This is a genomic window from Cryobacterium sp. MP_M3 (assembly GCF_015752155.1).
Taxonomy (GTDB): domain Bacteria; phylum Actinomycetota; class Actinomycetes; order Actinomycetales; family Microbacteriaceae; genus Cryobacterium.
Window position 1 is genome coordinate 642775 of record NZ_JADOVI010000001.1, and the last position, 23011, is coordinate 665785.

A 23011-nucleotide genomic window follows, 5' to 3' on the forward strand; every position below is an offset into this window, starting at 1 on the left:
GCAGCCTCCCTGTTCGACGTCGACCTCACCAGATAGCCTCCAGACATGACTGATTACCCTGCGCCCCTGGTCGCGGTCATTGTCGTCGCCGCCGGCAGCGGCAGCCGTCTCGGTCACAGCGAGCCCAAGGCATTCGTGCCTCTCTCCGGCCGTACCCTGCTCGAACGCGCCCTGCTGACCGTGTTCGGGATGCGGGAGCCCGCGCAGGTGATCGTCGTCGCCCCCGAGGGCCGGCTCGACGCGGCGAGGGCGATCGCCGGCGCCGTCGCCGGGCCGCTCGGCGACCGCGTGGACGTCATCGCCGGTGGGCCGAGCCGGCAGGACTCCGTGAACCGCGGACTCGCCGTGCTTCGGCCCGGCGTGCAGACCGTCCTCGTGCACGACGCCGCCCGGGCGCTCACCCCGTCGGCCCTCTGCGATGCGGTGTTCGACGCCGTGCGGGCGACCGGGAACGGGATCGTCCCCGGCCTGGCCGTGGTCGACACCATCAAGCGCGTCGACGACCGGGGAACGATCCTCGGCACGGTCGACCGGTCCGAACTGTCCGCCGTGCAGACCCCCCAGGGGTTTCCGCGGGACGTGCTCGTCGCCGCCGCGGCCGCCGCGACCGGTGAGGCGACCGACGACGCCGCGGTGGTGGCATCCGCCGGGCACCCGGTGACCGTCATCCCCGGCGACGCCCTCGCCTTCAAGATCACCACGCCGTGGGACCTGCGCCGCGCCGAATCAATGCTCAGTGCGGAGACGGCCACGGCTGACACGGCGGATCTGACCGCCGACCAGAGCCCCCGGGTCGGCACGGGCCTCGACGTGCACGCCTTCGACGACAGCTCGGCCCTCTGGCTTGCCGGCCTGCACTGGCCGGGGGAGCGCGGGCTCTCCGGGCACAGCGACGGTGACGCCGCCGTGCACGCCGTGTGCGACGCGCTGCTCGCCGCGGCAGGGCTCGGCGACCTCGGTGGCGTCTTCGGCACCAGCGACCCCGTCTTCGCGCAGGCCCACGGCGACGTCTTCCTGCGGGAAACCCTCCGGCGGGTCACCGAGGCCGGCTTCCGGGTCGGAAACGTGACCGTGCAGATCATCGGCAACCGTCCGAAGCTGGCGCCGCGCCGCGCCGAGGCGGAGGCACTGCTCGGATCGCTGCTCGGCGCGCCCGTGAGCGTCTCCGCGACGACGACGGATGCGCTCGGCTTCACCGGCCGCGGCGAGGGCATCGCGGCCCTGGCGACCGCGATTGTGTTCCCCGTTCCCGTCGTGCGCCCTGTTCTAAGCTGGGAGACGTGACCATCCGACTCTACGATTCCCAGGCCCAGGCCCTCCGCGACTTCATTCCGCTCACGGACGGTGCGGTCGGCATCTATGTCTGCGGACCGACCGTGCAGTCGTCGCCCCACATCGGCCACCTGCGCAGCGCCCTGGTCTACGACCAGCTGCGCCGCTGGCTCACCTACCGCGGCCTCGACGTGACCTTCGTGCGCAACGTCACCGACATCGACGACAAGATCCTCGCCAACGCGGCCGGCACCACCGAGCAGTGGTGGGCTCTCGCCTACCGCTACGAACTCGAGTTCACCGCCGGATACCAGCGTCTGGGCATCCTTGCCCCCAGCTACGAACCGCGAGCGACCGCCAGTGTGCAGCAGATGCAGGACCTCATCGGCCGGCTGATCGAACGCGGCCACGCCTACCCGGCCGCGGACGGCTCCGGCGATGTCTACTTCGACACCATGAGCTGGCCGAGCTACGGCGCCCTCACCCGCCAGGGCGCCGGCGACATGGAGTCGGCGACGGATGCCGACCCGCGCGCCCGGAAAGACCCGCGCGACTTCGCCCTGTGGAAGGGGCACAAGGCGGACGAGCCGGAGTCGGCCTCCTGGCCCTCGCCGTGGGGTGCCGGTCGCCCGGGCTGGCACATCGAGTGCTCCGCCATGGCTTCTCGCTACCTCGGCGCGCAATTCGACATCCACGGCGGCGGCCTGGACCTGCGCTTCCCGCACCACGAGAACGAACTCGCCCAATCCGGCGCCGCCGGGGACGCCTTCGCCAACTACTGGATGCACAACGGCCTCGTCAACGTCAACGGCCAGAAGATGTCGAAGTCGCTCGGCAACTCGGTGTTCGCGGCGGAGCTGCTCGAACAGGCCCGCGCCATCGTGGTGCGCTACTACCTCGGCGCCGCGCACTACCGGTCCACCATCGACTTCCACGAGGGTTCGCTGGTCGAGGCCGAAGCAGCCCTCGAACGCGTCGAAAGTTTCCTCGACCGTGCCGACCGCCGGCTCGCCGACACCCGGTTCGCCGGATCAGGCGTGCAGATCGTGCCGGACGAGTTCGCGATCGCCATGGACGACGACCTCGCCGTCCCGCAGGCCCTCGCCGTGCTGCACGAGACCGTGCGCACCGGAAACGCCGCGCTCGACGCCGAGGATCTCCACGCGGCGGCCGCCGCCCGCGGCCACGTTCTCGCGATGAGCGAAGTCCTCGGGATCAACCCGTTGTCGCCCGGCTGGGCCGTCGCCACCGACGAACCGGCCATGATCGCCCTCACCGCCCTCGTCGAGCGCCTGCTCGACGACCGCGAGATCGCCAGGCAAGGCCGTGACTACAAGGCCGCAGACCGTATCCGGGACGAGCTCGTCGCCGCCGGAATTACCATCGAAGACACCCCGTCGGGTGCACATTGGAGTTTTGACTGATGAAGAACACTGACCGCAAGGCCCGCACCGGGTCCGTGCGCAAGGGCAGCCGCGGACCGCAGGTCGGCTCCGGCGGGCAGGGCCGGCAGGCTCTCGAGGGCAAGAAGCCCACCCCCAAGGCCGAAGACCGCCCGTACCACCCCGCCGGCAAGCGCAAGGCAGCCCAGGACCGCTTCGCCGCGGCCGGCGGCGGCCGCAGCCGCAGCACCGCCGGTTCGCAGGCTCCCCGCAGCACCGCCAACAGCGGCGGCGGCGGCACCTCGACCCGCCGGGCGAAGCAGGCCGACGAGCACGAGGTCGTCACCGGCCGCAACTCGGTGCTCGAGGCGCTGCGGGCCAAGATTCCCGCCTCCGCCCTCTACATCGCGACACGCATCGAGATGGATGACCGGGTCAAGGAGGTCCTCTCCCTCGCCACCACCCGCGGCATCCCCGTGCTCGAGGTGATGCGCCCGGAACTGGACCGCCTGGCCGGCCGCGACTCCGTGCACCAGGGCCTAGCCCTCAAGGTGCCCGCGTACGAGTACGCGCACCCGATGGAACTGCTGGAGCTGACCATCAGCCGCGGGCATAAGCCGCTCTTCGTCGCGCTCGACGGCATCACCGACCCCCGCAACCTGGGTGCGATCATCCGTTCCACAGCCGCCTTCGGCGGACACGGGATCATCGTGCCGCAGCGCCGCTCGGTCGGCGTGACCGCGTCGGCCTGGAAGACCTCCGCCGGCGCCGCGGCGCGCACCCCGGTCGCCATGGCCAGCAACCTCACCCAGACGCTCAAGGCGCTCAAGGAGAAGGGCGTGCTCGTCATCGGCCTCGACGGCGCCGGCGACACGTCCCTGCCGGAACTCGGCATCGGATTCGCCGAACGACCCATCGTGGTCGTCGTCGGCAGCGAGGGCAAGGGCCTGTCCCGCCTCGTCACCGAAACCTGCGACGCCATCGTCTCGATCCCGATCAGCGCGACGACGGAATCGCTGAACGCGGGCATCGCGGCGAGCGTGACCCTGTACGAGATCTCCCGCCTCCGCGCCACCGCGAAGGCTGCCAAGGCAGCCAAGGCCGCTGCGACCGCCTGACGGCCCATCGGTCCCGGCAGGCTGGTCGGCCCGTTGACTTACGGGAAAAGCGCCTTCATCCAGCGGATGAAGGCGCTTTTTCCGTAACTCAGTACCGGATCAGACCTTGAGGCGCCAGTCGGCCTCATCGTCGGCTGCGGTGTCGGCTGCGTTGGCCGCGGCGGCGACCGCGTCGTCGGTCACGTCGATCGGCAGCGTGATGGACCCGGTCGGCGGCTCGATCACCGTCGCCTCGTCACGCCGGTGACGGAGCACATCCTTGACATAGGACGTGACGGCCTCGGCGAGGGGAATGTCCCTGCCCTGGTTCTGGGCCATGAACCACCGATGGTCGAGCAGCTGGTGGAAGACCTCGGCCGGTTCGAGCTTGCCCTTGAGGTCGCGGGGGATCGCCCGGATCACCGGCTCGAAGACCCGCACCAGCCACTCGTGGGCGAGCATCTCCTCGTCGGCGTCCGGGTCGCCGTAGGTGACCCGATAGGAGTCGAGGTCGTTGAGCAGGCGACGGGCCTGGTTCTCCTCGGCGTCGAGGCCGGTGAGCCGCAGCAGGCGGCGCTGGTGGTGTCCGGCGTCGACGACTTTCGGCTGGATCCGCACGGTCGTGCCGGCGCTGTCGGTTTTGATCGCGAGTTCCTCGATGTCGAAGCCGAGGTCGTTGAGGCGTTCGACGCGTTCGGTGATCCGCCAGCGTTCCGCGCTCGAGAACGACTCGGAGCCGGTGAGCTCGGTCCAGAGCAACCGGTAGGCGGCGACGATGCCGTTGCTGACCCGGATGGGGTCGAGCTCGTCGGCGACGCGGCCGCCGGCCTCGAGGTCCATCAGCTCGCCGGCGATGTTGACGCGGGCGATCTCGAGGTCGTTCTCGCGCTGCCCGTTGGAGAGCCCGCCGGGGTAGAGCTGGCCGGTTTCGGCGTCGACGAGGTAGGCGGCGAACGCGCCGGCGTCCCGCCGGAACAGGGTGTTCGAGAGCGACACGTCGCCCCAGAACAGCCCGGCCATGTGCACCCGCACCAGGAGGAGGGCGAGGGCGTCGACCAGGCGGGTGGCGGTGTCGGGGCGCAGGGTCTGCGAATACAGCGCGCGGTACGGCAGGGAGAACTTGAGGTGCCGGGTGACGAGCACGGAGTTCAACGGTTCGGCGTCATCCGTGGTCCGGTTGGTGATCACGGCCAGCGGCTCGACGCACGGGATCTCGAGGCCCTGCAGGGTGCGCAGCATCTCGTACTCGCGCCTGGCCATTTCGCTGGTGGTTTCCTTGATGGCCACGACGCGCCCGCTGAGGTGCGCGAACCGCACCAGGTGCCGGGAGATGCCCTTGGGCAGCGCGGCGATGTTCTCGTTCGGCCAGGCGTCCAGTGGAAGCTGCCAGGGCAGGTCGAGCAAAGCAGGGTCGGCTGTGGCCGAGGTGATATTGAGAGAACCGCTCATGTCGGGGGCCTAACTGTGCATAGCGAAACGGCCGGACGAAGCGATGCTCCGTCCGGCCGTGTCAGTGGTGAACTCTGTCTTAGTCTGCGACTGCCCCGCCGAGGCGGAGGCCGGTCTCTGCGTCGAACACGTGCAGGTGGTGCGCCGTCGGGGTGAGGTAGACGGTGTCGCCGGCTGCGGGGTGCGAGCGGCCGTCGACGCGGGCGACGATGTCGGTGCGCTTGCCCTCGACCGTGGAGTGGCCGTAGAGGTAGCCGTCCGCGCCGAGTTCCTCGACCAGGTCGACGGCCACTTCGAGGCCTTCGCCGGGGGTGGCCGACAGGTGGATGTCCTCGGGGCGGACTCCGATGGTGACCTTCTTGCCGGTGGAGCCGGCGAGGGTCTCGCGGGGGACCGGAACCGTCGCGGTGCCGAACTTGATGCCGCCGTCGACGGTGTCGGCCAGGAACAGGTTCATGGCCGGGCTGCCGATGAAGCCGGCAACGAAGACGTTGTTCGGCTTCGCGTACAGGTCGCGGGGGGTGCCGACCTGCTGGAGTACGCCGTCCTTGAGCACCGCGATGCGGTCACCCATGGTGAGGGCCTCCGTCTGGTCGTGGGTGACGTAGACGGTCGTGACGCCGAGGCGGCGCTGCAGCGACGCGATCTGGGTGCGGGTCTGCACGCGCAGCTTGGCGTCGAGGTTCGACAGCGGCTCGTCCATCAGGAACACCTGGGGCTGACGCACGATGGCGCGTCCCATGGCGACGCGCTGACGCTGGCCACCGGAGAGGGCCTTCGGCTTGCGGCTGAGGTAGGGCTCGAGGTCGAGCAGCTTGGCCGCTTCGAGAACGCGTGCAGCACGCTCGTCCTTGTTGACGCCGGCGATCTTGAGCGCGAAGCCCATGTTCTCGGCCACGGTCATGTGCGGGTACAGGGCGTAGTTCTGGAAGACCATGGCGATGTCGCGGTCTTTCGGGGGGACATCCGTCACGTTGCGCTCACCGATGAAGATGTTGCCGTCGTTGACCTCTTCGAGGCCGGCGAGCATGCGCAGGGAGGTGGACTTTCCGCAGCCGGACGGGCCGACCAGGACGAGGAACTCACCATCGGCGACCGAAAGGTCGAGGTGGTCGACTGCGGGGCGGGTGGAACCCGGGTAGAGGCGGGTTGCCTTGTCGAACGTGACTGAAGCCATTTTCTGTATTCTCCTTCACCGGCAGGTACGTGCCGGACGATCCGTAGTGATGGGATTTTAGCGGCCGTTCACCTGCTGTTCGCAGAAGACCGACCTCTCCAGTATGTCACGTGCGGGGGAACGCCCGGCGGGGGATCGGCTGGGCGGTGCAATCCGTTAGTAGGCTCCGTCTGGGGATTTCCCAGACTGGGCACCTACTATTTGGAATGCACGTGCAGCCGAAACCGCCGTGCATTTGTCTACCCGGAGCGAACATTCATGACTATTGGCGGATCAGCCGAGGGCCGTCCCTCTAAGAATCAGCGGCGCGACGCGGCTCGGATCAAGGCCACCCAGTTACGTGTGGAACAGAAGAAGAAGGATCGCCGCAACCGGGTATTCCTGCAGGGCGGCATTGCCGTGGCGGCCATCGCCGTCGTCGCGATCATCGCCCTCATCATCATGAACTCCATCCGCCCGGCCGGCCCCGGCCCTGCGAACATGGCCAGCGACGGCGTCCTGATCGGCGAGGGAATGACGGTGGTCAAGACCGCCGCCCTGCAGCCCAAGGCGAAGCCGGTCGCATCCAAGCCCGACTCCACCGGCACCGTGGCCGACATCCGGGTCTACGTCGACTACCTCTGCCCGTTCTGCGGCCAGTTCGAGAAGACCAACAGCGCCCAGATCAGCAAATGGGTGAAGTCGGGGGCCGCGACCGTGGAGATCCACCCCATTTCGATCCTGACCAGCAAATCGGCTGGCACCCAGTACTCACTCCGTGCGGCGAACGCGGCGACCTGCGTCGCCAATTACTCCCCGAACGATTTCTACGCCTTCAACACCGCGTTGTTCGGCGACCAGCCCAAGGAGGGCACGGCGGGGCTCGACAATTCGGAGATCAAGGGCCTGGTGAAGAGCTCGGGGGTCGGTGCCGCAAGATCGAAGATCAACACCTGCATCGACGAGGCAACCTTCAAGTCCTGGGTCGTCGCCGCCACCGACCGGGCGCTGTCCGGACCGCTGCCCAACAGCGCGGTCAAGGCAATCACCGGGACGCCCACTGTGCTCGTCAACGGCAAGCAGTACGTCGGGGCACTCGACGATCCCAAGGAATTCGCCGCGTTCGTGCTGCAGTCCGCCGGGGAAACCTACTCGACTTCCACCCCGACCCCCACTCCGACGCCGGCCGGTTAGCGCCGGAGCGCGCCCGGTGGCCCCACCGGGCGCGATCGTCATTTAGGATGGGGTTCCGAGGCGGAGTCCGTCTCATGCCGGCCTGGCGCAATTGGTAGCGCACCACTCTTGTAAAGTGGGGGTTACGGGTTCAAGTCCCGTGGCCGGCCCCACAACCCTTGAAAACACTGGGATCCACGCTGATCCGAGTCTCACAAAATTGCCCGCAGTCATGATTTAGTCATGATGAGAAACGACGGACGGGCCGCGAGCGCCGCGTCGCGCGCGCGGCCGACGGCATCCGTCACTTCGTCGAGGCGGTCGGGCCAGAGGTGCCCGTACGTGTTCAACGTCTCGGCCGCGTCCCGGTGCCCGAGCATTTGCTGCAAAACGAGCACGTCAGCACCGGCGGCGACAGCGGCAGACGCGGCCGTGTGGCGCAGCTTGTGCGGAGTCAGGCCGGGAATCTCGAGGCCGGAGCCCAGCACCGCTAGGCGCCACGTACGGCTGCGCCAGTTGTGGTCGTGGATCGGCCCGCCCCGTGGCCCCTGGAAGACGTAGGAGGCGGAGGAGCGGCCAGTGGTCAGCGCTCGCAGCTCGTCGACGAGGAAGGGCTGCAGGGGCACGACGCGGGTCGATCCGGTCTTGGGTGTGCCCGTGACGCGCTCACCGGCCGCGTTGAGCGACCAGGTGGCCTTGACCGTCGCCCGGCGCGTCTCCAGGCGCAGATCGCCGACGGTGAGCGCGAGCGCCTCGTTGATGCGCATGCCCGTGTACGCGAGCGTATGGATGAGCACCCGGTCGGTCTCTTCAGACGTCGCGGCGAAGGCGGCGTCGGCGAGTAGCTCGACCTCGGCGTAGCTCAGATAAATGTGGTGCGTGCGGAGGATGGTCGGCAGCTCGACGCCGTTGGCCGGGTTGACCGGCAGCCAGCCAGCCTTGTGGGAGTAGCTGAGCACGGCGCTGGTGATCGCGAACAGGCGGTCGATGCTGGCGGCGCTGAGACCCGAGGCCTTGCGCGGGTGCTCACCGAGGAAGTTGACGGGTGCAGAGCCGTCCTGCAGCTGAGTCACCCAGGTCTCGATGTCGTGCCGTGTGATCGAGCCGATGGCGACCGCGCCCCAGCGGGGCAGGATGTGCGTGCGCAGGTCGCGGTCGTAGCTGTGGCGGGTCGAGGGCTTGATCTTCTTCTTACCGGCCAGCCACGACTCTGACGCCCGCACGAAGGGCTTGCGGCCGAACTCGACGGGCCGGTAGCTGCCCGCACGGGTCTCGTGGTCCGTGCGGGTCGCGAACTCTTCTGCGCCTGCCTTGATCGGGAAGGTGCGGGAACGGAGTCGCTTCGTTCCGTTGGGCTGGAGCTCGTACCAGTCCACTCGCCACCGTGAGCCGCTGCCGAATCGCTCGGTGTGGATCTTCTTGCCGGTCTCGGGATCGATCTTCTGCCACAGATCGATTACCCAGGCTCTGGCCATTCGGCTCCTCCTTGATCGCTTGCGGACGAGCGTACATTTCACGTCCGACAGCGCAGAAGGCGGGTTGCATGGTATTCAATTCGGCGGCCAACGTGGTTGAAAGACTTGCCAGGTAGGCCGGCGAACGTGCCTGAGCGCGCACTCCAAGGCGTCGCTGCGTGGGTCCATCAACGCAGACAACGAGTCGATATTCTGCTTAGGCCCGAACGACATCATCCGCTGCTTTGCCGAAATGCGTGGCGACGAGTGGGGGAGTTCGAGCAAGCGGAGAAGATCCGAATTCGTCGGAGCGACTTATACCCGCGAACGCGACCTACAGCGCCCGCAACACGGTCGTGAAATACACCTCCGACGGCACCGCGACCGGAAACCCGTTGGTCTCCTCCACCACCGACGGGTCCGTGCCCGGTTCCCCCAACGGCAGTACCATCACCTCCACGATCGACCTGCTCGGCCGGACGGTCAGCTACCGGGATGTCTGGGACGCCCTGACCACCGTCAGCTACAACAAGCTTGGCCAAGCCACCAAATCCGAAACGAACCTCGCCGGGAGCATCTCGTCCCAGGAACTCAGCTACAACCTCGACGGGCAAGTGGAACAGGTCCGAGATAACGGGCTCCTGATCGCCGATCCCGCTTACACGAACGGGCTCCTCAGCTCCGTTGCCTACCCGGCCGGCACCACCGGCAACGGGACGACCCTGTCGGCCATCCGCCGCAACAGTGCCGGTGCGACGACCGGCCTCAGCTGGGCGTTCCCGGGCCAGAACACCGTCACGGACGACGTCACCCGGTCCCAGGCCGGTCGGGTGCTGCGCAACGTGGTCGGTGACGGCGGCACCCAAACCGCATCCCAATACTCCTACGATCCGGCCGGGAGACTGACCGCGGCGACCATCCCCGGACACGCCCTCACCTACGCGTTCGCCCCGACAGGCGGCTGCGGGGTGTCCGCGGCCGCCGGAATGAACGGCAACCGCAGCTCCTCTACCGATACCTCCAGCACCGGGGTGACCGGCACGACCTCCTGTTATGACGGCGCCGACCGGTTGACCTCCACCAGCGTGACCAATCCCGGGGTCGGTGCCACCCCGGTCGCGAACGGGCTCGCCGCGACCGCCCTGGCCTACGACGCCCACGGCAACACCACCACGTTGGAAGACCAAACCCTGTCCTACGACGTCGCCGACCGTCACCGGGCCACCGTGCTGGGTGATGGCACCGTGATCACGTATGGTCGCGATGCGACCGGTCGGATCGCCTCCCGCAGTACCACCCCGCCCGGTGGCACCGCGCTCGTTCTGAACTACTACTATGCCGGTGGCGGGGACGCCCCGGCCGGTGTCCGGGATGCCGCGTCGGGGGCGGCGCAGCGGATGCTCAGCCTGCCCGGCGGAGTCTCCGCCCTGATCCCCGCGACCGGGGACCAGGTTTGGTCTTACCCGAACATCCACGGCGACACCCTCGTCACGGCCACCCAGGCCGGGGCCCGGTCGACCCTGTACCGGTACGACCCGTTCGGACAAGCCGTTGCGGGAACCCTCGGAACCCAGACCAGCGACGACACAGTGCCCAACAGCCTGCCGGGGGAGGCGGACTACGGTTGGCTCGGCAGCAACGCCCGCCTCTACGAACACCAGGGCACAATCGCCACCATCGAAATGGGCGCCCGGCAATACGTTCCAGCCCTCGGACGATTCCTCTCCGTCGACCCCATCGACGGCGGCGTCAGCAACGCCTACGACTACCCAGCCGACCCCATCAACAACTTCGACCTCAACGGCCAAATGCAAGACTGCGGAGCCTGCTCGCACGGCAACTACCGGGGACACGGCACGAAGACCGCCAAGGCTGTCGTCAAGAATCCGGGACACCTGAGCGCTTCTGGGTACCCAGCCGTCCAACGCGGTAAGCCCGTAAAATTGGCCGATGTGAGCACAGCCTTCGCGGCAGTGGGGCTTGCTCTCTCGATCGTCGCGATCTTTTCCGGCCCTGCTGCGCCGATCGTTCTTGCCGTGGGGCTGGCCCTGTCAGCAGTCTCCGTCGCCATTGACTGCTCGACTGCTGTGACGAGCGCACAATGGGGCGGATGTGGCATCGGTGTTGCTTCCCTTGCCTTTGGAAGCGCCGGGCAAGTGGTAGGTAAGTTCGCAGGTGCATTGCGACCAGGATGGTGGGGTGCCGAAGCGATCGACAAGGGATTCGGTAACGCTGGCCTGATGGGAAGCGGAGCCGGATTCATCAATAGTGTTGGAGTCGGAATGACGGGAGACTGAGGCTATGACCATCGAGCGTCGCGAGGAATGGAATGTTCGTCCCCTGGTAGAGGGTTGGTCGATGTGGCGTTGGGGAATCGTCGGCCTCACGGTGGGCGGTCTGGAGGGAATACTGAGTATTGCGCTGGGCTTGGTGATCGCGATCACCCGATCGTGGGTCAGCAACCCCGTTGTCTCAAGCCTGCTCATATGTTTTGGGCTGGCCCTGGCTTCCATGATTTTCGGGTATCGAATGGTTCTTAGGCGGAGGGATGAGGAGCTGGCTGCCGGCTACACGACCAGCCGTGGCAGTTACCTGCAGTATGAGCAGGTCGATGAAGCCACGGGCTTGGTTGTTCGCAGGTCGGGGGAACCCGCCTTGAGCCGACGGGAACACCGGGATCGTGTGGCTAGATTTCTGGCTGAGCGCTCCGGAGTGGGCGGCGCTGATGCTGGAGCCTAGTTCGCGCAGGTGGGGATACCTGATTCCTCGAATCGGACTGGGCGTTGTCATCGGGCTGTCCGCCGGAGTGCGGCTCGTGCGCTCGTTGACCGACGGCACCCCGTCAGGCTCCGTGATTGTCGCGGTGACGGCAATCGCGATCGTCGCGATCGTGATCGTGGGAGTGTCCATGCGTCGCATCGCGAACTTGACCCTGCGCCGGATGGGCGATGAGCTAGCCCTCACGCACCCGGGCCGCGTGTTCCTGATTGTCAAACCGGACACCTTACGTTTTGACGTGGCTTCCTTGGCCCCGGACTTGCCGGTGTCTAGGTGGAGCCGGTGGACGAGTGGCGCAGTGGTCACGGTGGATGATGAAGCGCTCACTCTGTGGGATCGCGACGAGGCGGGTCCCGTGCCGGTGGTGTCCATTCCGTGGTCCCAGGTGACTGAGGTCACCGTAAAGCGCGTCGCAGTGCGCACGTGGAGGATGAACGCCCTGGCGGTTCGGGTCCTGTCTGGGGCGATGAAGATTGACCTCATTCTTCCCCCGGCGGCCGTGATTGGCGGGTCGTTGAGACCAGCAGCTGAGACCACCTTCATGGAGGCGCGGGCCCTATTCGACGGCTATCTGTGCGCCCTTCCCTCGTCGACGGGATAGCTGGCCCTTGATCTGGGGACGCGCGCGCCGACAATTCTTGTTCTCGGAGTGACGCGTTGCCGCCTCAGGCGACGAGCGCGCGCAGTCGCTGGATGTCTGCAGTGACTCTGTCGAGCGCGGTAGCGATGGACTCGTCACGGTGGGCCACGAGGGCATCGAGGATCCAGCCGCGCAAAAGGCTGGACACTGGTACGTCAAGCTTGGCGGCCAGGGTCTCGATCGCGGCGACGTCGTGGGGTGCGAGCCGAACGGCAACCGGAACGGACTTGTTGGGACGAGACGGGGTCGCCCCGGCTGGCATCGGTCCATCACGCGTGGCGTCCGCCTCGGCGGCTACGTTCTCAATCAGCTTCTGGATGTCGCTGCTCACAGTTCAATCCCTTCTCGATAGGTTGCGCGGTCTGGCGGGCCGGCCCGCGATCAAACCACAAATCCAATGCTTGAGTTTACGATTGAAAACACTTGATCACGAGTGGTCATCGAGGCCGCGCGCCAGTCATGATTTAGTCATGATGCCGAGAGGAACCCGGCAATTTGGGTGCGGGTCGTGGTGATCCCAAACAGGCCTGGATCCCAGTCATCGCAAGGAACTGCGGGTTCTAGCGCGTTCTCGTGATTGGGCCAAAATGGGCCAAAATGCAAGTGGGGGTTACGGGTTCAAGTCCCGTGGCCGGCCCCACAGCGGCTCTCGTGACGGGCGTTCTCCCTTGGCTAGCAGCACCAGCCAGACGTAGGCGCCCACGAGTTGCCAGAGCTGCCGCAGGATGGCATCGACGAGCGGCTCGAGGCGGCCGACGCGGCCGGCAGGCCTGCTGATTTCCGGCCCGCCGAGGACGGGGAGACGGGCGATCGCTGTGCTGGTGTGTGTGCTCACGGCTCGAGAGTAGAACGCGACGGTGGCGCCGAAGAGGAGCGCGAACCGAAGGTTCCGTGACGTTTCGGTGTCCGTTCGGGGTGACGGAGGCCGGAAAGCGCGGCAGTCGCCCGGAGAGTGGCCTCGGCCGCTACAGCACGCTCAGGTACTCCGCCGGGTCGACGGCCTGTCGCACGCCGGGCTTGGCACCTTCGGGCACCCCGCCGACGTAGAGCCAGCCGAGGAGATCCTCCGATTCGGTGAGGCGGTGCAGATCATGGACGGGGCGGGTCCTCGCCAACGGTCCGGTACGCCACATCACGCCCCAGCCGGCTTCGGCGAGGAGGAGGCTCAGCGCATGCCCGACGCCGGCGGCCACGGCATCCTGCTCCCAGCCGGCGACCTTGGCGTTGTCGTGACGGCTGGCGACCACGGCGATGAGCAGCTCCGCGCGGAGCGGTTTCCCGGCCAGCTTGACGGCGTCAGCGCCGGTGACACCGGCCGCCGTCACCATCGCCTCACCCAGCCGGCGACGGGCGTCTCCCCGGACCTCGATCAGGCGCCACGGGCGCAGCGCACCATGATCGGCGACCCTGGCCGCCGCCGCGACGAGAGGCAGGAGCTCTTCGCGGGTGGGCGCCGCGGACGTCACCCTGGAATGGGAACGGCGACGGCCGACCGCGTCGAGGACCACGGGCACCGGCTACTCGACCGGAGTGAAGTTCAGCGAGATGGAGTTCATGCAGTACCGGTCCCCGGTGGGGGTGCCGAATCCATCGTCGAAGACGTGGCCCAGGTGCGAACCGCAATTCGCGCACCGGACCTCTGTGCGCACGACGCCGAGCGAGCGGTCCTCGATCAGCTGGACCGCCTCCGGTCGCACCGACTCGTAGAAGCTCGGCCAGCCGCAGCCGGAGTCGAACTTGGTTCCGCTCTTGAAGAGCTCGGCGTTGCAGGCACCACAGGTGTATACACCGGAGCGGGCCTCATCGAGCAGTTCTCCGGTCCAGGCGCGCTCGGTCGCGGCTCCACGCAGGACGGCGTACTTCTCGGGGCTGAGTTCTTCGCGCCACTCGGCGTCTGACTTCTTGACTTCGTAGTCCATCGTGCGTCCTTCCGTCTCGACCGGGGTGCGGCCGACTTCTATTCTCCCCAACCCTAAACTCGGCCGGCCCGGTCGGTATTCCGGCCCGAGAGACCGTACAGCGGATTCACATCCCATTTCACCCTGCCGGGGTGGTCCAGCGAGTATCCAGACCCTGACAAATAGGATGACAGGCAAGGAGGTGGTGGCAGATGGACGGAACGCAGGCAGCGAACACGGCCGGACTCGCCCAGCCTCCCGCCGGCCTGACCGAGAGGGATGCGGCCGTCCTCGCCTTCGAACGCAGATGGTGGAGGCACGCCGGAGCGAAAGAGCAAGCCATCCGCGCCCAGTTCGACCTTTCGGCCGCCCGGTACTATCAGCTTCTGGCCGTCCTGATCGATTCCCCGGCTGCCCTGGCCCACGATCCGATGCTGGTGAAGCGCCTGCACCGGATGCGGGACGCCCGGGCGCAGGCCAGGGACGGCCGCTCGCTCCGCCCCTCCGATTAACGCACTTCCGCTCGACCAGCCAATGCACAGCCGAAAAAGGAACGAATCAGTCCCACGATGACGACCTCGCACCCCAAAGACCGATTCGACCACCTCCCGCACTCCACGGAACGGGTCGGAGCGCACCGCGCCCCGCCGAAGAAGGGCCGCGGCTGGGTCGCGTTCTGGTGGGCGCTCGCCGCCACCGTCGTGCTCATCGGAATCGGGGTGGCCGTGCTGGCCGCATTGAACAACCGCCTCAGCTTCGACCTGCCCGGAACATCCGCCTCCTCCAGCGCCTCAGCGCCGGCCGCGACGCCGACGACGGTCCCCACGGCCGTGGCCACCGTCGACCCCGGTCTCTCGGTCACGGTGCTCAACGGCACCGCCGGCGCCGGCGTCGCCGCCGACGTGGGCGACGTGCTCACGGCCGCCGGGTGGACCGTCGGAGCGCTGAGCAACGCCAGCACCGAAGACGTGCCCAAGACGATCGTCTACTACGCCGACGCGAAACTGGAGGGCGCGGCCCGCGGTGTTGCAGCGTCTCTCCCCGGCGCGGACGTGCTGCTCGCCACTGACTTCGCCGAGTCCGGTGCCGACCTCACCGTCGTGGTCGGCAACGACTACGTCCCGGCAGGCTGACCGCCCGCCCGGCCGCAGCCGCAGCCGCAGCCGCAGCCGCTGAAAGTGCAGGCGAGACTCCACTTTCCACTGGTCGTATATACGTCGGCATGCTCGTCGTCAACCCCCTTTCGTTCGCCGGAGGCTTCAGTAATATCTGAAATTGGTCGCACATTTATTCGCACAGGCGCTCCCCAGGGGGCGTATTCCACTGCTCGGAAATGATGGACGTAGTCACTGCGCCAGGCCCGGTACGGCCACAAGGCGAGTGCTGAAGGAACTACTGCAACAGGGAGTAAGACATGGCGAACGGAACCGTCAAATGGTTCAACGCTGAAAAGGGCTTCGGCTTCATCACGGTCGATGGGGGTGGACAGGACGTGTTCGTCCACTACTCCGCCATCGACATGCACGGCTACAAAGTTCTCGAAGAGGGCCAGCACGTCATCTTCGAGCTGGGGACCGGGGCAAAGGGGCCACAAGCTGAATCGGTTCGCCCGGTCTGATTCTCAGACCAGGCGCATCGGATCTCAGGGCACGCCCCCACGCGCGCAGGCGGGTTGACCGCGTGGCGTTAGTGTGTGGGACGTGAGCGCGTTGAGAACATCAGACACACGGAGAAGCACGGCCCGGATCATCGGTGCCGTGCTTCTTCCCTGTGTGCTCCTGCTCTCGGCATGCACCGCTGACCGGCCGGCGCCCACCGCGAGTGCGCCGGCCGGCCAGGCGGAGTCGACCTATACCGCGCCGCCCGCGACCGAGACGGCGCCGCTGCGCGGCACCAGCGTGCCGACCGGCAGCCTGGCGCATCCGTCCCTGGCCGCGAAGATCGACGACCATGAGGCGGCGAGGCCACAGTTCGGGCTCGAGCGCACCGACCTCGTCTTCGAGGAACTCGTCGAGGGCGGACTGACCCGCTACGTCGCCGTCTGGCACTCCGACATCCCCGACGTGGTCGGACCGATCAGGTCGATCCGGCCGATGGATCCGGATATCATCGCGCCGCTGGGCGGGATCGTGGCCTACTCGGGCGGTCAGCAGCAATTCATCGACATGATGACCGCAACGTCCGTGGTCAACGCGGCCTTCGATTCCGATGAGACCGGATTGTTCTCCCGCACGGACAAACGGGAGGCCCCGCACAACGTCGTCCTGCAGGCGAAGGCGCTGGTCGAGCGGAATGACACCGTTTCGGCACCACCCCGGCAGTTCGCCTATGCGGCGACGGTCCCGGAGTCATCCGCTGCGGTCGACGGCACCCCGGTGACCACGATCAGCTCGAGGTTCTCCGATTCGCGCTGGCCCGACTGGACCTGGGATGCCGCGTCGACCTCCTACCTGCGCAAACAGGAGGGAGCGCCCGACCTCGACGCGGGCGGCGCACAGCTTCGGTCGACGAACGTGATCGCCCTCCGCGTGGCCATCGACGACACCTACCTCAACGTTCCCAAGACCACGATGATCGGCTCGGGAGAGGCCTGGGTGTCCACCGGCGGCAAGACCCTGCACGCGCTCTGGACCAAGGCGGCGCAGGCCGCACCGATCCGCCTGACCGACGACAACGGGGTCGTGATCCGCCTCGCCCCGGGCAACACCTGGATCGAGCTGGTCCCGGTGGATCGCGGCTCGGTCGCCCTGGTGCCGTAGCCCCCGCCGTTCACTTGCACTCTCGACCCCAGAGTGCCAGAATCGATTTGGCACTCTCTCTGTTTGAGTGCCAACCCATCATCGTTTTGGTAACGTCCGGGAGGGACGAGAAACACATATGGCAAAGATCATCGCTTTCAACGAAGAGGCCCGTCGCGGCCTTGAGCGTGGCCTGAACATCCTCGCTGACACCGTCAAGGTCACCCTCGGCCCGCGTGGACGCAACGTCGTGCTGGAGAAGAAGTGGGGCGCCCCCACGATCACCAACGACGGCGTCTCCATCGCCAAGGAAATCGAACTCGACGACCCGTACGAGAAGATCGGTGCCGAACTCGTCAAAGAGGTCGCCAAGAAGACCGATGACGTCGCGGGCGACGGCACCACCACCGCCACGGTCCTGGCCCAGGCCCTCGTCCGCGAAGGCCTGCGCAACGTCGCAGCCGGCGCAGACCCGATCAGCCTCAAGCGCGGCATCGAGAAGGCGACGGCTGCCGTCATCGCCGAGCTGATCGCCAACGCCAAAGAGGTCGAGACCAAGGAAGAGATCGCGGCCACCGCATCGATCTCCGCCGGTGACGCCGAGATCGGCGCGATCATCGCCGAGGCCATCGACAAGGTCGGCAAGGAAGGCGTCGTCACCGTTGAGGAGTCGAACACCCTTGGCACCGAGCTCGAGCTCACCGAGGGCATGCGTTTCGACAAGGGCTTCCTGTCCGCGTACTTCGTGACCGACCCCGACCGTCAGGAAGCGGTCTTCGAAGACCCGTACATCCTGATCGTCAACTCCAAGGTCTCGAACATCAAGGACCTGCTTCCCATCGTGGACAAGGTCATCCAGACCGGCAAGCAGCTCCTCATCATTGCCGAGGACGTCGACGGCGAGGCCCTGGCCACGCTCGTTGTGAACAAGATCCGAGGAATCTTCAAGTCCGTCGCCGTCAAGGCTCCGGGCTTCGGCGACCGTCGCAAGGCGCAGCTGCAGGACATCGCCATCCTCACCGGTGGCCAGGTCATCTCCGAGGAGGTCGGACTCAAGCTTGAGAACGTCACCCTCGACCTGCTCGGCAACGCGCGCAAGATCGTCATCACCAAGGACGAGACCACCATCGTCGAAGGCGCCGGAGACCCCGAGGCCATCGCCGGACGCGTGCAGCAGATCCGCAGCGAGATCGAGAACACCGACAGCGACTACGACCGTGAGAAGCTCCAGGAGCGTCTCGCCAAGCTCGCCGGCGGCGTTGCCGTCATCAAGGCCGGTGCGGCGACGGAGGTTGAGCTCAAGGAGCGCAAGCACCGCATCGAGGACGCCGTCCGCAACGCGAAGGCTGCCGTCGAAGAGGGCATCGTCGCCGGTGGTGGCGTTGCGCTGATCCAGGCCGGCAAGACCGCGTTCGAGAAGCTGGAACTGACCGGCGATGAGGCAACGGGCGCGAACATCGTGCGCGTGGCCATCGACGCTCCGCTCAAGCAGATCGCGCTCAACGCCGGCATGGAGCCGGGCGTTGTCGCCGACAAGGTGCGCAACCTGCCGATCGGCTGGGGCCTCAACGCCGCAACCGGTGAGTACGTCGACATGCTCGCCGCCGGAATCAATGACCCGGTGAAGGTCACGCGTTCCGCGCTGCTGAACGCATCGTCGATCGCCGGACTGTTCCTCACCACCGAGGCCGTCGTGGCCGACAAGCCGGAGAAGAACTCCGCGCCGGTCGGCGACCCGTCGGGTGGCATGGACTTCTAAGTCCGAACCGATTCACGGCAGGGCGTCTCCTTCGGGGGCGCCCTGCTTTCGTCTGCCCGGCCGCTCACCGGGAGAAGAGCCGCACGTTCGCCTGCTCGATCTCCGCATACTGCTGCCCGGCCTGGCTCAGGGCCTGGCCGAGCGCCTCCGCGCACTGGGCGAGCTGTTCCTGGGCGGCGCGCCAGTCTGCCACAGCCGCCTGGAAGGCCGTCGCGGCCTGGCCGGACCACGTTCCCTCCAACGCGGTGAGCAGAGCGATGAGCGCCGCGACCTCGGACTGGATGCGTCCCATCGACGCGCGTGACGTGACGGTCGTGCTCAGCACGGCCTCGCTGTCGACCTGGTAGCGGGTCATGATTGTCCTTTCGGCAGGGGGATACCGAACAGGCTATGTTCACCGGCCGGGTGCGCCGCTGACCGCCGCCCATGCCGTGCAGGGAACGTGCGGGACGCCCCGGGGGAGGGATGCCGGGGCGCTACGAGGCGGACGGCACGTGCAGCCGTTGCGGCGCGTTCGGCGACCCGGCGAGCGGGAACCAGACCCGGAAGGTGGCCCCTCCGCCCGGGGTGTCCAGGACCTGCACGGTGCCGTTGTGGCTGGCGACGATGGAGGCGACGATGGCGAGGCCGAGTCCGCTGCCGCCGGTCTCGCGGGCCCGGGAGGTGTCCGCGCGCCAGAATCGCTGGAAGATCTTGTCCCGGATCTGCGGCGGAATGCCCTCGCCATGGTCGACGATGGCCACCGAGGCGCGCTGGTTCCTGCGGTCGACGGAGACTTCGAGTTCGACCGGGCTGTCGGGCGGGCTGAAGCGCAGGGCGTTGCCCATCAGGTTGGTGATCACCTGACGGATCTTGTTCTCCTCGGCCATGATGACCGCCTGCACGTTGCCGGGCGGGGTCAGTGGCGCTGCCGCCGCGAGAGGCGCGACGGCATCCGTCCTGCGCGGCTTGCGGGTGCGCAGCCGGGCCAGGGTGGCCCCGGCGAAGGAGACGGAGCCGGTGTGGACGGCCTGTTCCTCCGGTTTGGGTGGGGTCGCCGCGCCTGAGGGGACGGGAGTCGGCGTCGCGACCTCCCCCGTGGAGTGAGCCAGGTCGATCTGCGGCCGGTCTCCGGCGTCCTCGAACTCGGCGGGGGTGGGGGTGACGACGGTGATGCTCCGGCCGGGGGAGGACGCCATGGCGTCGAGGGCGGCGTCCCTGGCGAGCGGCATCAGGTCGACGGGGGCGAGGGCGAGCGGCTTGGTCTCATCGAGGCGGGCAAGTTCGAGGAGGTCCTCGACCAGGCCGCCCATCCGGATCGCTTCCTTCTCGATGCGTTCCATCGCCTGGGCCACCTCTTCGGGTGTCTGCAGGGCGCCCATCCGGTAGAGCTCGGCGTAGCCGCGCACCGAAACGAGGGGAGTGCGCAGCTCATGGCTGGCGTCCCCGACGAAGCGGCGCATCTGGTCGATCGTTCGCGCCCGATCCTTGAAGAGCCGGTCGATGCGGCTCAACATGGTGTTCAGGGAACGGTTGAGGCGGCCGACCTCGGTGTTCGGGGTCGCCCCGCCGAGTCGTTGGCTGAAGTCCCCGTCCGCGATCGCCGCCGCGGTGCGCTCCACCTCGCGCAGGGGCGCGAACGTGGTCGTGACCAGCAGGCGGGTGAGCAGGGCGCCGACGAGCACCACGCCGAGCCCGAAGCCCAGGAAGATGGTGAGATAGGTGGCCATCGTGTTCTCGGTCTGCTTGAGCGAGACCGCCATCACGAGGGTGCCCAGGGTGCCCTGGGGAGTGATGACCAGGGGAACCGCGACGGCCAGGTACTCCGTGTCGCGCGCCGAATCCTTGAGGGTCAGGGTCTTGCCGTCGAGTTCGATGACCGACTGCAGGTCGAGGGGGGAGCTGATCACCGGGAGCTCTCGCGCCGGGCGGTCCTTCCAGGTGTGGTCCTTGAGGGTGCCGTGCTCGTCGTAGAGCGCGACGAAATAGTCGGACGAGACCACCGCGGGGTTGCCCTGGCCGAGTGCGCTGGCGGAGTAGCCGTTGGACGCGGTCTGGGCATCCGCCTGCAGCTGCGCGTCGACCTGCTGGATCACGTACTGCCGCAGCATGGCCATGGTGCCGACACCGGAGACGAGCAGCCCGAGAGTCAGCATGAGCACGGTCACGCCGGTGATCTTGGAGCGGAGGGAAATGCGGCTCCACCGCTCCATTAGTGACTGATGCATCAGACCCCCAGTGTAGAGACGGAGTCTGGGACTACGCCTTGGCTGCCTTGAGCATGTAACCGAAGCCGCGCTTGGTCTGGATGAGGGGCTCGCTCGAGTGCGCGTCGACCTTGCGGCGCAGGTAGGAGATGTAGGACTCGACGATCCCGGCGTCGCCGTTGAAGTCGTATTCCCAGACGTGGTCGAGGATCTGGGCCTTGGACAGCACCCGGTTCGGGTTCAGCATCAGGTAGCGCAGCAGCTTGAACTCGGTCGGGCTGAGCTCGATCGGCACGTCGCCGACGAGCACCTCGTGGGTGTCCTGGTCCATGGTGAGCTCGCCGGCCCGGATGACCGCGTCTTCGTCCGCGTGCATGGTGCGACGGAGGATCGCCTTGATCCGGGCGACGATCTCGTCGAGGCTGAACGGCTTCGTGACGTAGTCGTCGCCGCCGACGGTGAGCCCGGTGATCTTGTCTTCCGTGTCGTCTTTGGCGGTGAGGAAGAGGATGGGCGCCGTGTATCCGGCCGAACGGAGGCGCTTGGTCACGCCGAAGCCGTTCATGTCCGGCAGCATCACGTCCAGGATGATGAGATCGGGCTCTTCCTCCAGCACGGCGGAAATCGCCTGGGCCCCGTTGCCGACGGCGCGCACGGCGAAACCGGCGAAGCGCAGGCTGGTGGTGAGGAGATCCCGGATGTTGGGCTCGTCGTCGACAATAAGAATGCGGGGGCCATCGGTCATGCCCCAAGTATCTGCGCGTTAGCTGGTGGTTTCCTGAGAGCTAGAGGCGTGGCGGCTTCGTGGGTAGATTGGTGGCAGATTCAACGGGATGGCGGCGTTGGGAGCCTGTCGTGAGCGTGTCGACCTTCGTGATCGCCGGTGGCGGACTCGCCGGGGCGCGCGCCGCCGAGTCGCTGCGAGCCGAGGGATTCGATGGTCGGCTCGTCCTGGTGGCCGGGGAGGACGCCTTCCCCTACCTGAGACCGCCCCTGTCCAAGGCCTACCTGGCCGGGACCGTCGACCGGGCCTCCATCGACGTGCACCCGCCGGCGTGGTACGCCGACCAGAAGATCGAGGTGCTGCTGGGGCAGCCGGCGACCGGGCTCGCCCTGGACACCCATCGGCTGGGCCTGGCCGACGGGCGCACCCTGCACTACGACAAGCTGCTCCTGGCCACGGGGGCCTCGCCTCGGCGCTTCGCCGGTCCTGGGGCAGGCCTGGCCGGCGTGCACCACCTGCGCACGGTGACCGAATCGGAGCGGTTGCGTGCCGAGCTGGAGGGCGGCGGCCGGCGGGTCGTCGTCGCAGGGGCCGGCTGGATCGGCCTGGAGGTGGCCGCCGCCGCCCGCGGGTTTGGAAACGCCGTCACCGTGCTGGCCAGGGGAAGCATCCCGCTGGGCTCCGTGTTCGGCGATCAGGTCGGCGCCGTCTTCGCCGGGCTGCTTCTCGCCGGCGGGGAGGAGGTGCCGGCGGATGTCGTCGTCGTCGGGATCGGGGCCCTGCCGGACGACGGCCTGGCCCGCACCGCCGGGCTGCACGTCGACGACGGGATCGTCGTGGACGCGGCCTTCCGCACCATCGACCCGGACGTCTACGCGGTCGGGGACGTCGCCAGCGTCTTCCACCCGGTTCTCGGCCACCATCTCCGGGTCGAGCACTGGGCCAACGCCGAGTATGCGGGGACCGCGGCGGGACGGTCCATGCTCGACCAGGCGGTCAGTTACGACGCCATCCCGTACTTCTACACGGACCAGTTCGACCTGGGAATGGAATACTCCGGCTACGGCCGGTTGGCGCGGAAGGCCGACGTCGTCTTCCGCGGGGACAGGGACGGCCGGGCCTTCATCGCGTTCTGGCTGGCGGACGGCCGGGTGGTCGCCGGCATGAACGTGAACGTCCCGGACGTGAACGAGACCGTGCAGGCCATCATCCGTTCGGAGCTCCGATTCGACCCGCACCTGCTCGGGAATGAGAGCATTGCACTCGAGGGAATCCTCGCCGCCGCAGCCGACCAGGGGAATTGAC

At 67.5% G+C, this 23011-nt stretch carries 23 protein-coding genes and 1 tRNA gene; 14 read left to right on the top strand and 10 right to left on the bottom strand.

All coding sequences use genetic code 11. The features are described from left to right. The first annotated feature begins 45 nt into the window (after positions 1 to 45). From ispD to rlmB, 3 genes are read left to right on the top strand one after another with little or no spacing between them, the layout of a single operon-like run. Positions 46 to 1284, top strand: a complete 1239-nt coding sequence (gene ispD / locus IWX89_RS02955; protein WP_196902048.1) for a 2-C-methyl-D-erythritol 4-phosphate cytidylyltransferase — start codon at positions 46 to 48, stop codon at positions 1282 to 1284. Next, positions 1281 to 2696 carry a cysteine--tRNA ligase gene (cysS, locus tag IWX89_RS02960; protein ID WP_196902049.1) on the top strand — a complete coding sequence of 472 codons (1416 nt, stop codon included), beginning with the start codon at positions 1281 to 1283 and terminating at the stop codon, positions 2694 to 2696. Before ispD ends, cysS begins: the two co-directional genes overlap by 4 nt. Next, positions 2696 to 3772: a 23S rRNA (guanosine(2251)-2'-O)-methyltransferase RlmB gene (gene rlmB, locus IWX89_RS02965; RefSeq protein ID WP_196902050.1), complete on the top strand. Its 1077-nt coding sequence runs from the start codon at positions 2696 to 2698 to the stop codon at positions 3770 to 3772. The genes cysS and rlmB overlap by 1 nt, the downstream gene beginning before the upstream one ends. 99 nt (positions 3773 to 3871) lie before the next feature. Here the strand turns inward: rlmB and IWX89_RS02970 are convergent, their stop codons facing one another. Beyond that, complete coding sequence (locus IWX89_RS02970) at positions 3872 to 5200, bottom strand: DUF4032 domain-containing protein (protein ID WP_196902051.1); 1329 nt, start codon at positions 5198 to 5200, stop codon at positions 3872 to 3874. Positions 5201 to 5279: 79 nt separating this feature from the next. After that, the gene (locus tag IWX89_RS02975) at positions 5280 to 6377 is read right to left on the bottom strand and encodes an ABC transporter ATP-binding protein (protein ID WP_134506836.1); all 1098 of its coding nucleotides are present in this window, start codon (positions 6375 to 6377) and stop codon (positions 5280 to 5282) included. Between the two features lie 342 nt (positions 6378 to 6719). Here IWX89_RS02975 and IWX89_RS02980 point away from each other — a divergent pair, with 342 nt between their 5' ends. Continuing rightward, positions 6720 to 7550 carry a thioredoxin domain-containing protein gene (locus IWX89_RS02980; RefSeq protein ID WP_307836373.1) on the top strand — a complete coding sequence of 277 codons (831 nt, stop codon included), beginning with the start codon at positions 6720 to 6722 and terminating at the stop codon, positions 7548 to 7550. Between the two features lie 76 nt (positions 7551 to 7626). Continuing rightward, positions 7627 to 7702: transfer RNA gene (locus IWX89_RS02985), tRNA-Thr, on the top strand. A 57-nt stretch (positions 7703 to 7759) separates the two neighbouring features. On the opposite strand, the gene IWX89_RS02990 is transcribed toward IWX89_RS02985, so the two are convergent. After that, the gene (locus tag IWX89_RS02990) at positions 7760 to 9004 is read right to left on the bottom strand and encodes a tyrosine-type recombinase/integrase (RefSeq protein ID WP_196902053.1); all 1245 of its coding nucleotides are present in this window, start codon (positions 9002 to 9004) and stop codon (positions 7760 to 7762) included. Positions 9005 to 9339: 335 nt separating this feature from the next. Between IWX89_RS02990 and IWX89_RS18930 the strand changes: the two genes are divergently transcribed. From IWX89_RS18930 to IWX89_RS03005, 3 genes are read left to right on the top strand one after another with little or no spacing between them, the layout of a single operon-like run. Next, positions 9340 to 11280: an RHS repeat-associated core domain-containing protein gene (locus IWX89_RS18930; RefSeq protein WP_196902054.1), complete on the top strand. Its 1941-nt coding sequence runs from the start codon at positions 9340 to 9342 to the stop codon at positions 11278 to 11280. A 4-nt stretch (positions 11281 to 11284) separates the two neighbouring features. After that, on the top strand, positions 11285 to 11722 hold the full coding sequence (locus tag IWX89_RS03000) for a hypothetical protein (RefSeq protein ID WP_196902055.1): 438 nt from the start codon (positions 11285 to 11287) through the stop codon (positions 11720 to 11722). After that, entirely contained in the window at positions 11709 to 12362 is a 654-nt protein-coding gene (locus tag IWX89_RS03005) for a hypothetical protein (RefSeq protein ID WP_196902056.1), read from the top strand. Before IWX89_RS03000 ends, IWX89_RS03005 begins: the two co-directional genes overlap by 14 nt. Before the next feature lie 64 nt (positions 12363 to 12426). On the opposite strand, the gene IWX89_RS03010 is transcribed toward IWX89_RS03005, so the two are convergent. The 4 genes from IWX89_RS03010 to msrB all read right to left on the bottom strand — a co-directional run bounded on the left by IWX89_RS03010 (position 12427) and on the right by msrB (position 14320). Next, entirely contained in the window at positions 12427 to 12732 is a 306-nt protein-coding gene (locus IWX89_RS03010; protein WP_196902057.1) for a hypothetical protein, read from the bottom strand. Between the two features lie 279 nt (positions 12733 to 13011). Beyond that, on the bottom strand, positions 13012 to 13236 hold the full coding sequence (locus IWX89_RS03015) for a hypothetical protein (RefSeq protein ID WP_196902058.1): 225 nt from the start codon (positions 13234 to 13236) through the stop codon (positions 13012 to 13014). A gap of 130 nt (positions 13237 to 13366) precedes the next feature. Next, a complete protein-coding gene (locus IWX89_RS03020; protein WP_196902059.1) occupies positions 13367 to 13915 on the bottom strand; it encodes a nitroreductase family protein in 549 nt (182 codons plus the stop codon). Positions 13916 to 13918: 3 nt separating this feature from the next. Beyond that, on the bottom strand, positions 13919 to 14320 hold the full coding sequence (msrB, locus tag IWX89_RS03025) for a peptide-methionine (R)-S-oxide reductase MsrB (RefSeq protein ID WP_134506844.1): 402 nt from the start codon (positions 14318 to 14320) through the stop codon (positions 13919 to 13921). Between the two features lie 191 nt (positions 14321 to 14511). On the opposite strand from msrB, the gene IWX89_RS03030 reads away from it, so the two are divergent. From IWX89_RS03030 to groL, 5 genes are all read left to right on the top strand, one after another. Then, positions 14512 to 14811, top strand: coding sequence for a DUF3263 domain-containing protein (locus tag IWX89_RS03030; protein WP_196902060.1), 300 nt, complete (start codon positions 14512 to 14514; stop codon positions 14809 to 14811). 57 nt (positions 14812 to 14868) lie between these two features. Beyond that, positions 14869 to 15432, top strand: coding sequence for a LytR C-terminal domain-containing protein (locus IWX89_RS03035; protein WP_196902061.1), 564 nt, complete (start codon positions 14869 to 14871; stop codon positions 15430 to 15432). A 281-nt stretch (positions 15433 to 15713) separates the two neighbouring features. After that, a complete protein-coding gene (locus IWX89_RS03040; protein ID WP_134362230.1) occupies positions 15714 to 15917 on the top strand; it encodes a cold-shock protein in 204 nt (67 codons plus the stop codon). Positions 15918 to 16056: 139 nt separating this feature from the next. Continuing rightward, positions 16057 to 17058: a DUF3048 domain-containing protein gene (locus IWX89_RS03045; RefSeq protein WP_196902062.1), complete on the top strand. Its 1002-nt coding sequence runs from the start codon at positions 16057 to 16059 to the stop codon at positions 17056 to 17058. Positions 17059 to 17176: 118 nt separating this feature from the next. Beyond that, complete coding sequence (gene groL, locus IWX89_RS03050; protein WP_134506852.1) at positions 17177 to 18796, top strand: chaperonin GroEL; 1620 nt, start codon at positions 17177 to 17179, stop codon at positions 18794 to 18796. A 64-nt stretch (positions 18797 to 18860) separates the two neighbouring features. Here groL and IWX89_RS03055 read toward each other — a convergent pair whose 3' ends face one another. The 3 genes from IWX89_RS03055 to IWX89_RS03065 form a co-directional block, all read right to left on the bottom strand. Next, positions 18861 to 19151, bottom strand: coding sequence for a WXG100 family type VII secretion target (locus tag IWX89_RS03055; RefSeq protein ID WP_196902063.1), 291 nt, complete (start codon positions 19149 to 19151; stop codon positions 18861 to 18863). Between the two features lie 121 nt (positions 19152 to 19272). After that, positions 19273 to 21003, bottom strand: coding sequence for a cell wall metabolism sensor histidine kinase WalK (locus IWX89_RS03060; RefSeq protein WP_196902064.1), 1731 nt, complete (start codon positions 21001 to 21003; stop codon positions 19273 to 19275). Between the two features lie 31 nt (positions 21004 to 21034). Continuing rightward, positions 21035 to 21727, bottom strand: coding sequence for a response regulator transcription factor (locus tag IWX89_RS03065; RefSeq protein ID WP_123046624.1), 693 nt, complete (start codon positions 21725 to 21727; stop codon positions 21035 to 21037). 110 nt (positions 21728 to 21837) lie between these two features. Here IWX89_RS03065 and IWX89_RS03070 point away from each other — a divergent pair, with 110 nt between their 5' ends. Further along, on the top strand, positions 21838 to 23010 hold the full coding sequence (locus tag IWX89_RS03070) for an NAD(P)/FAD-dependent oxidoreductase (protein WP_196902065.1): 1173 nt from the start codon (positions 21838 to 21840) through the stop codon (positions 23008 to 23010). Position 23011: the final 1 nt, after the last annotated feature.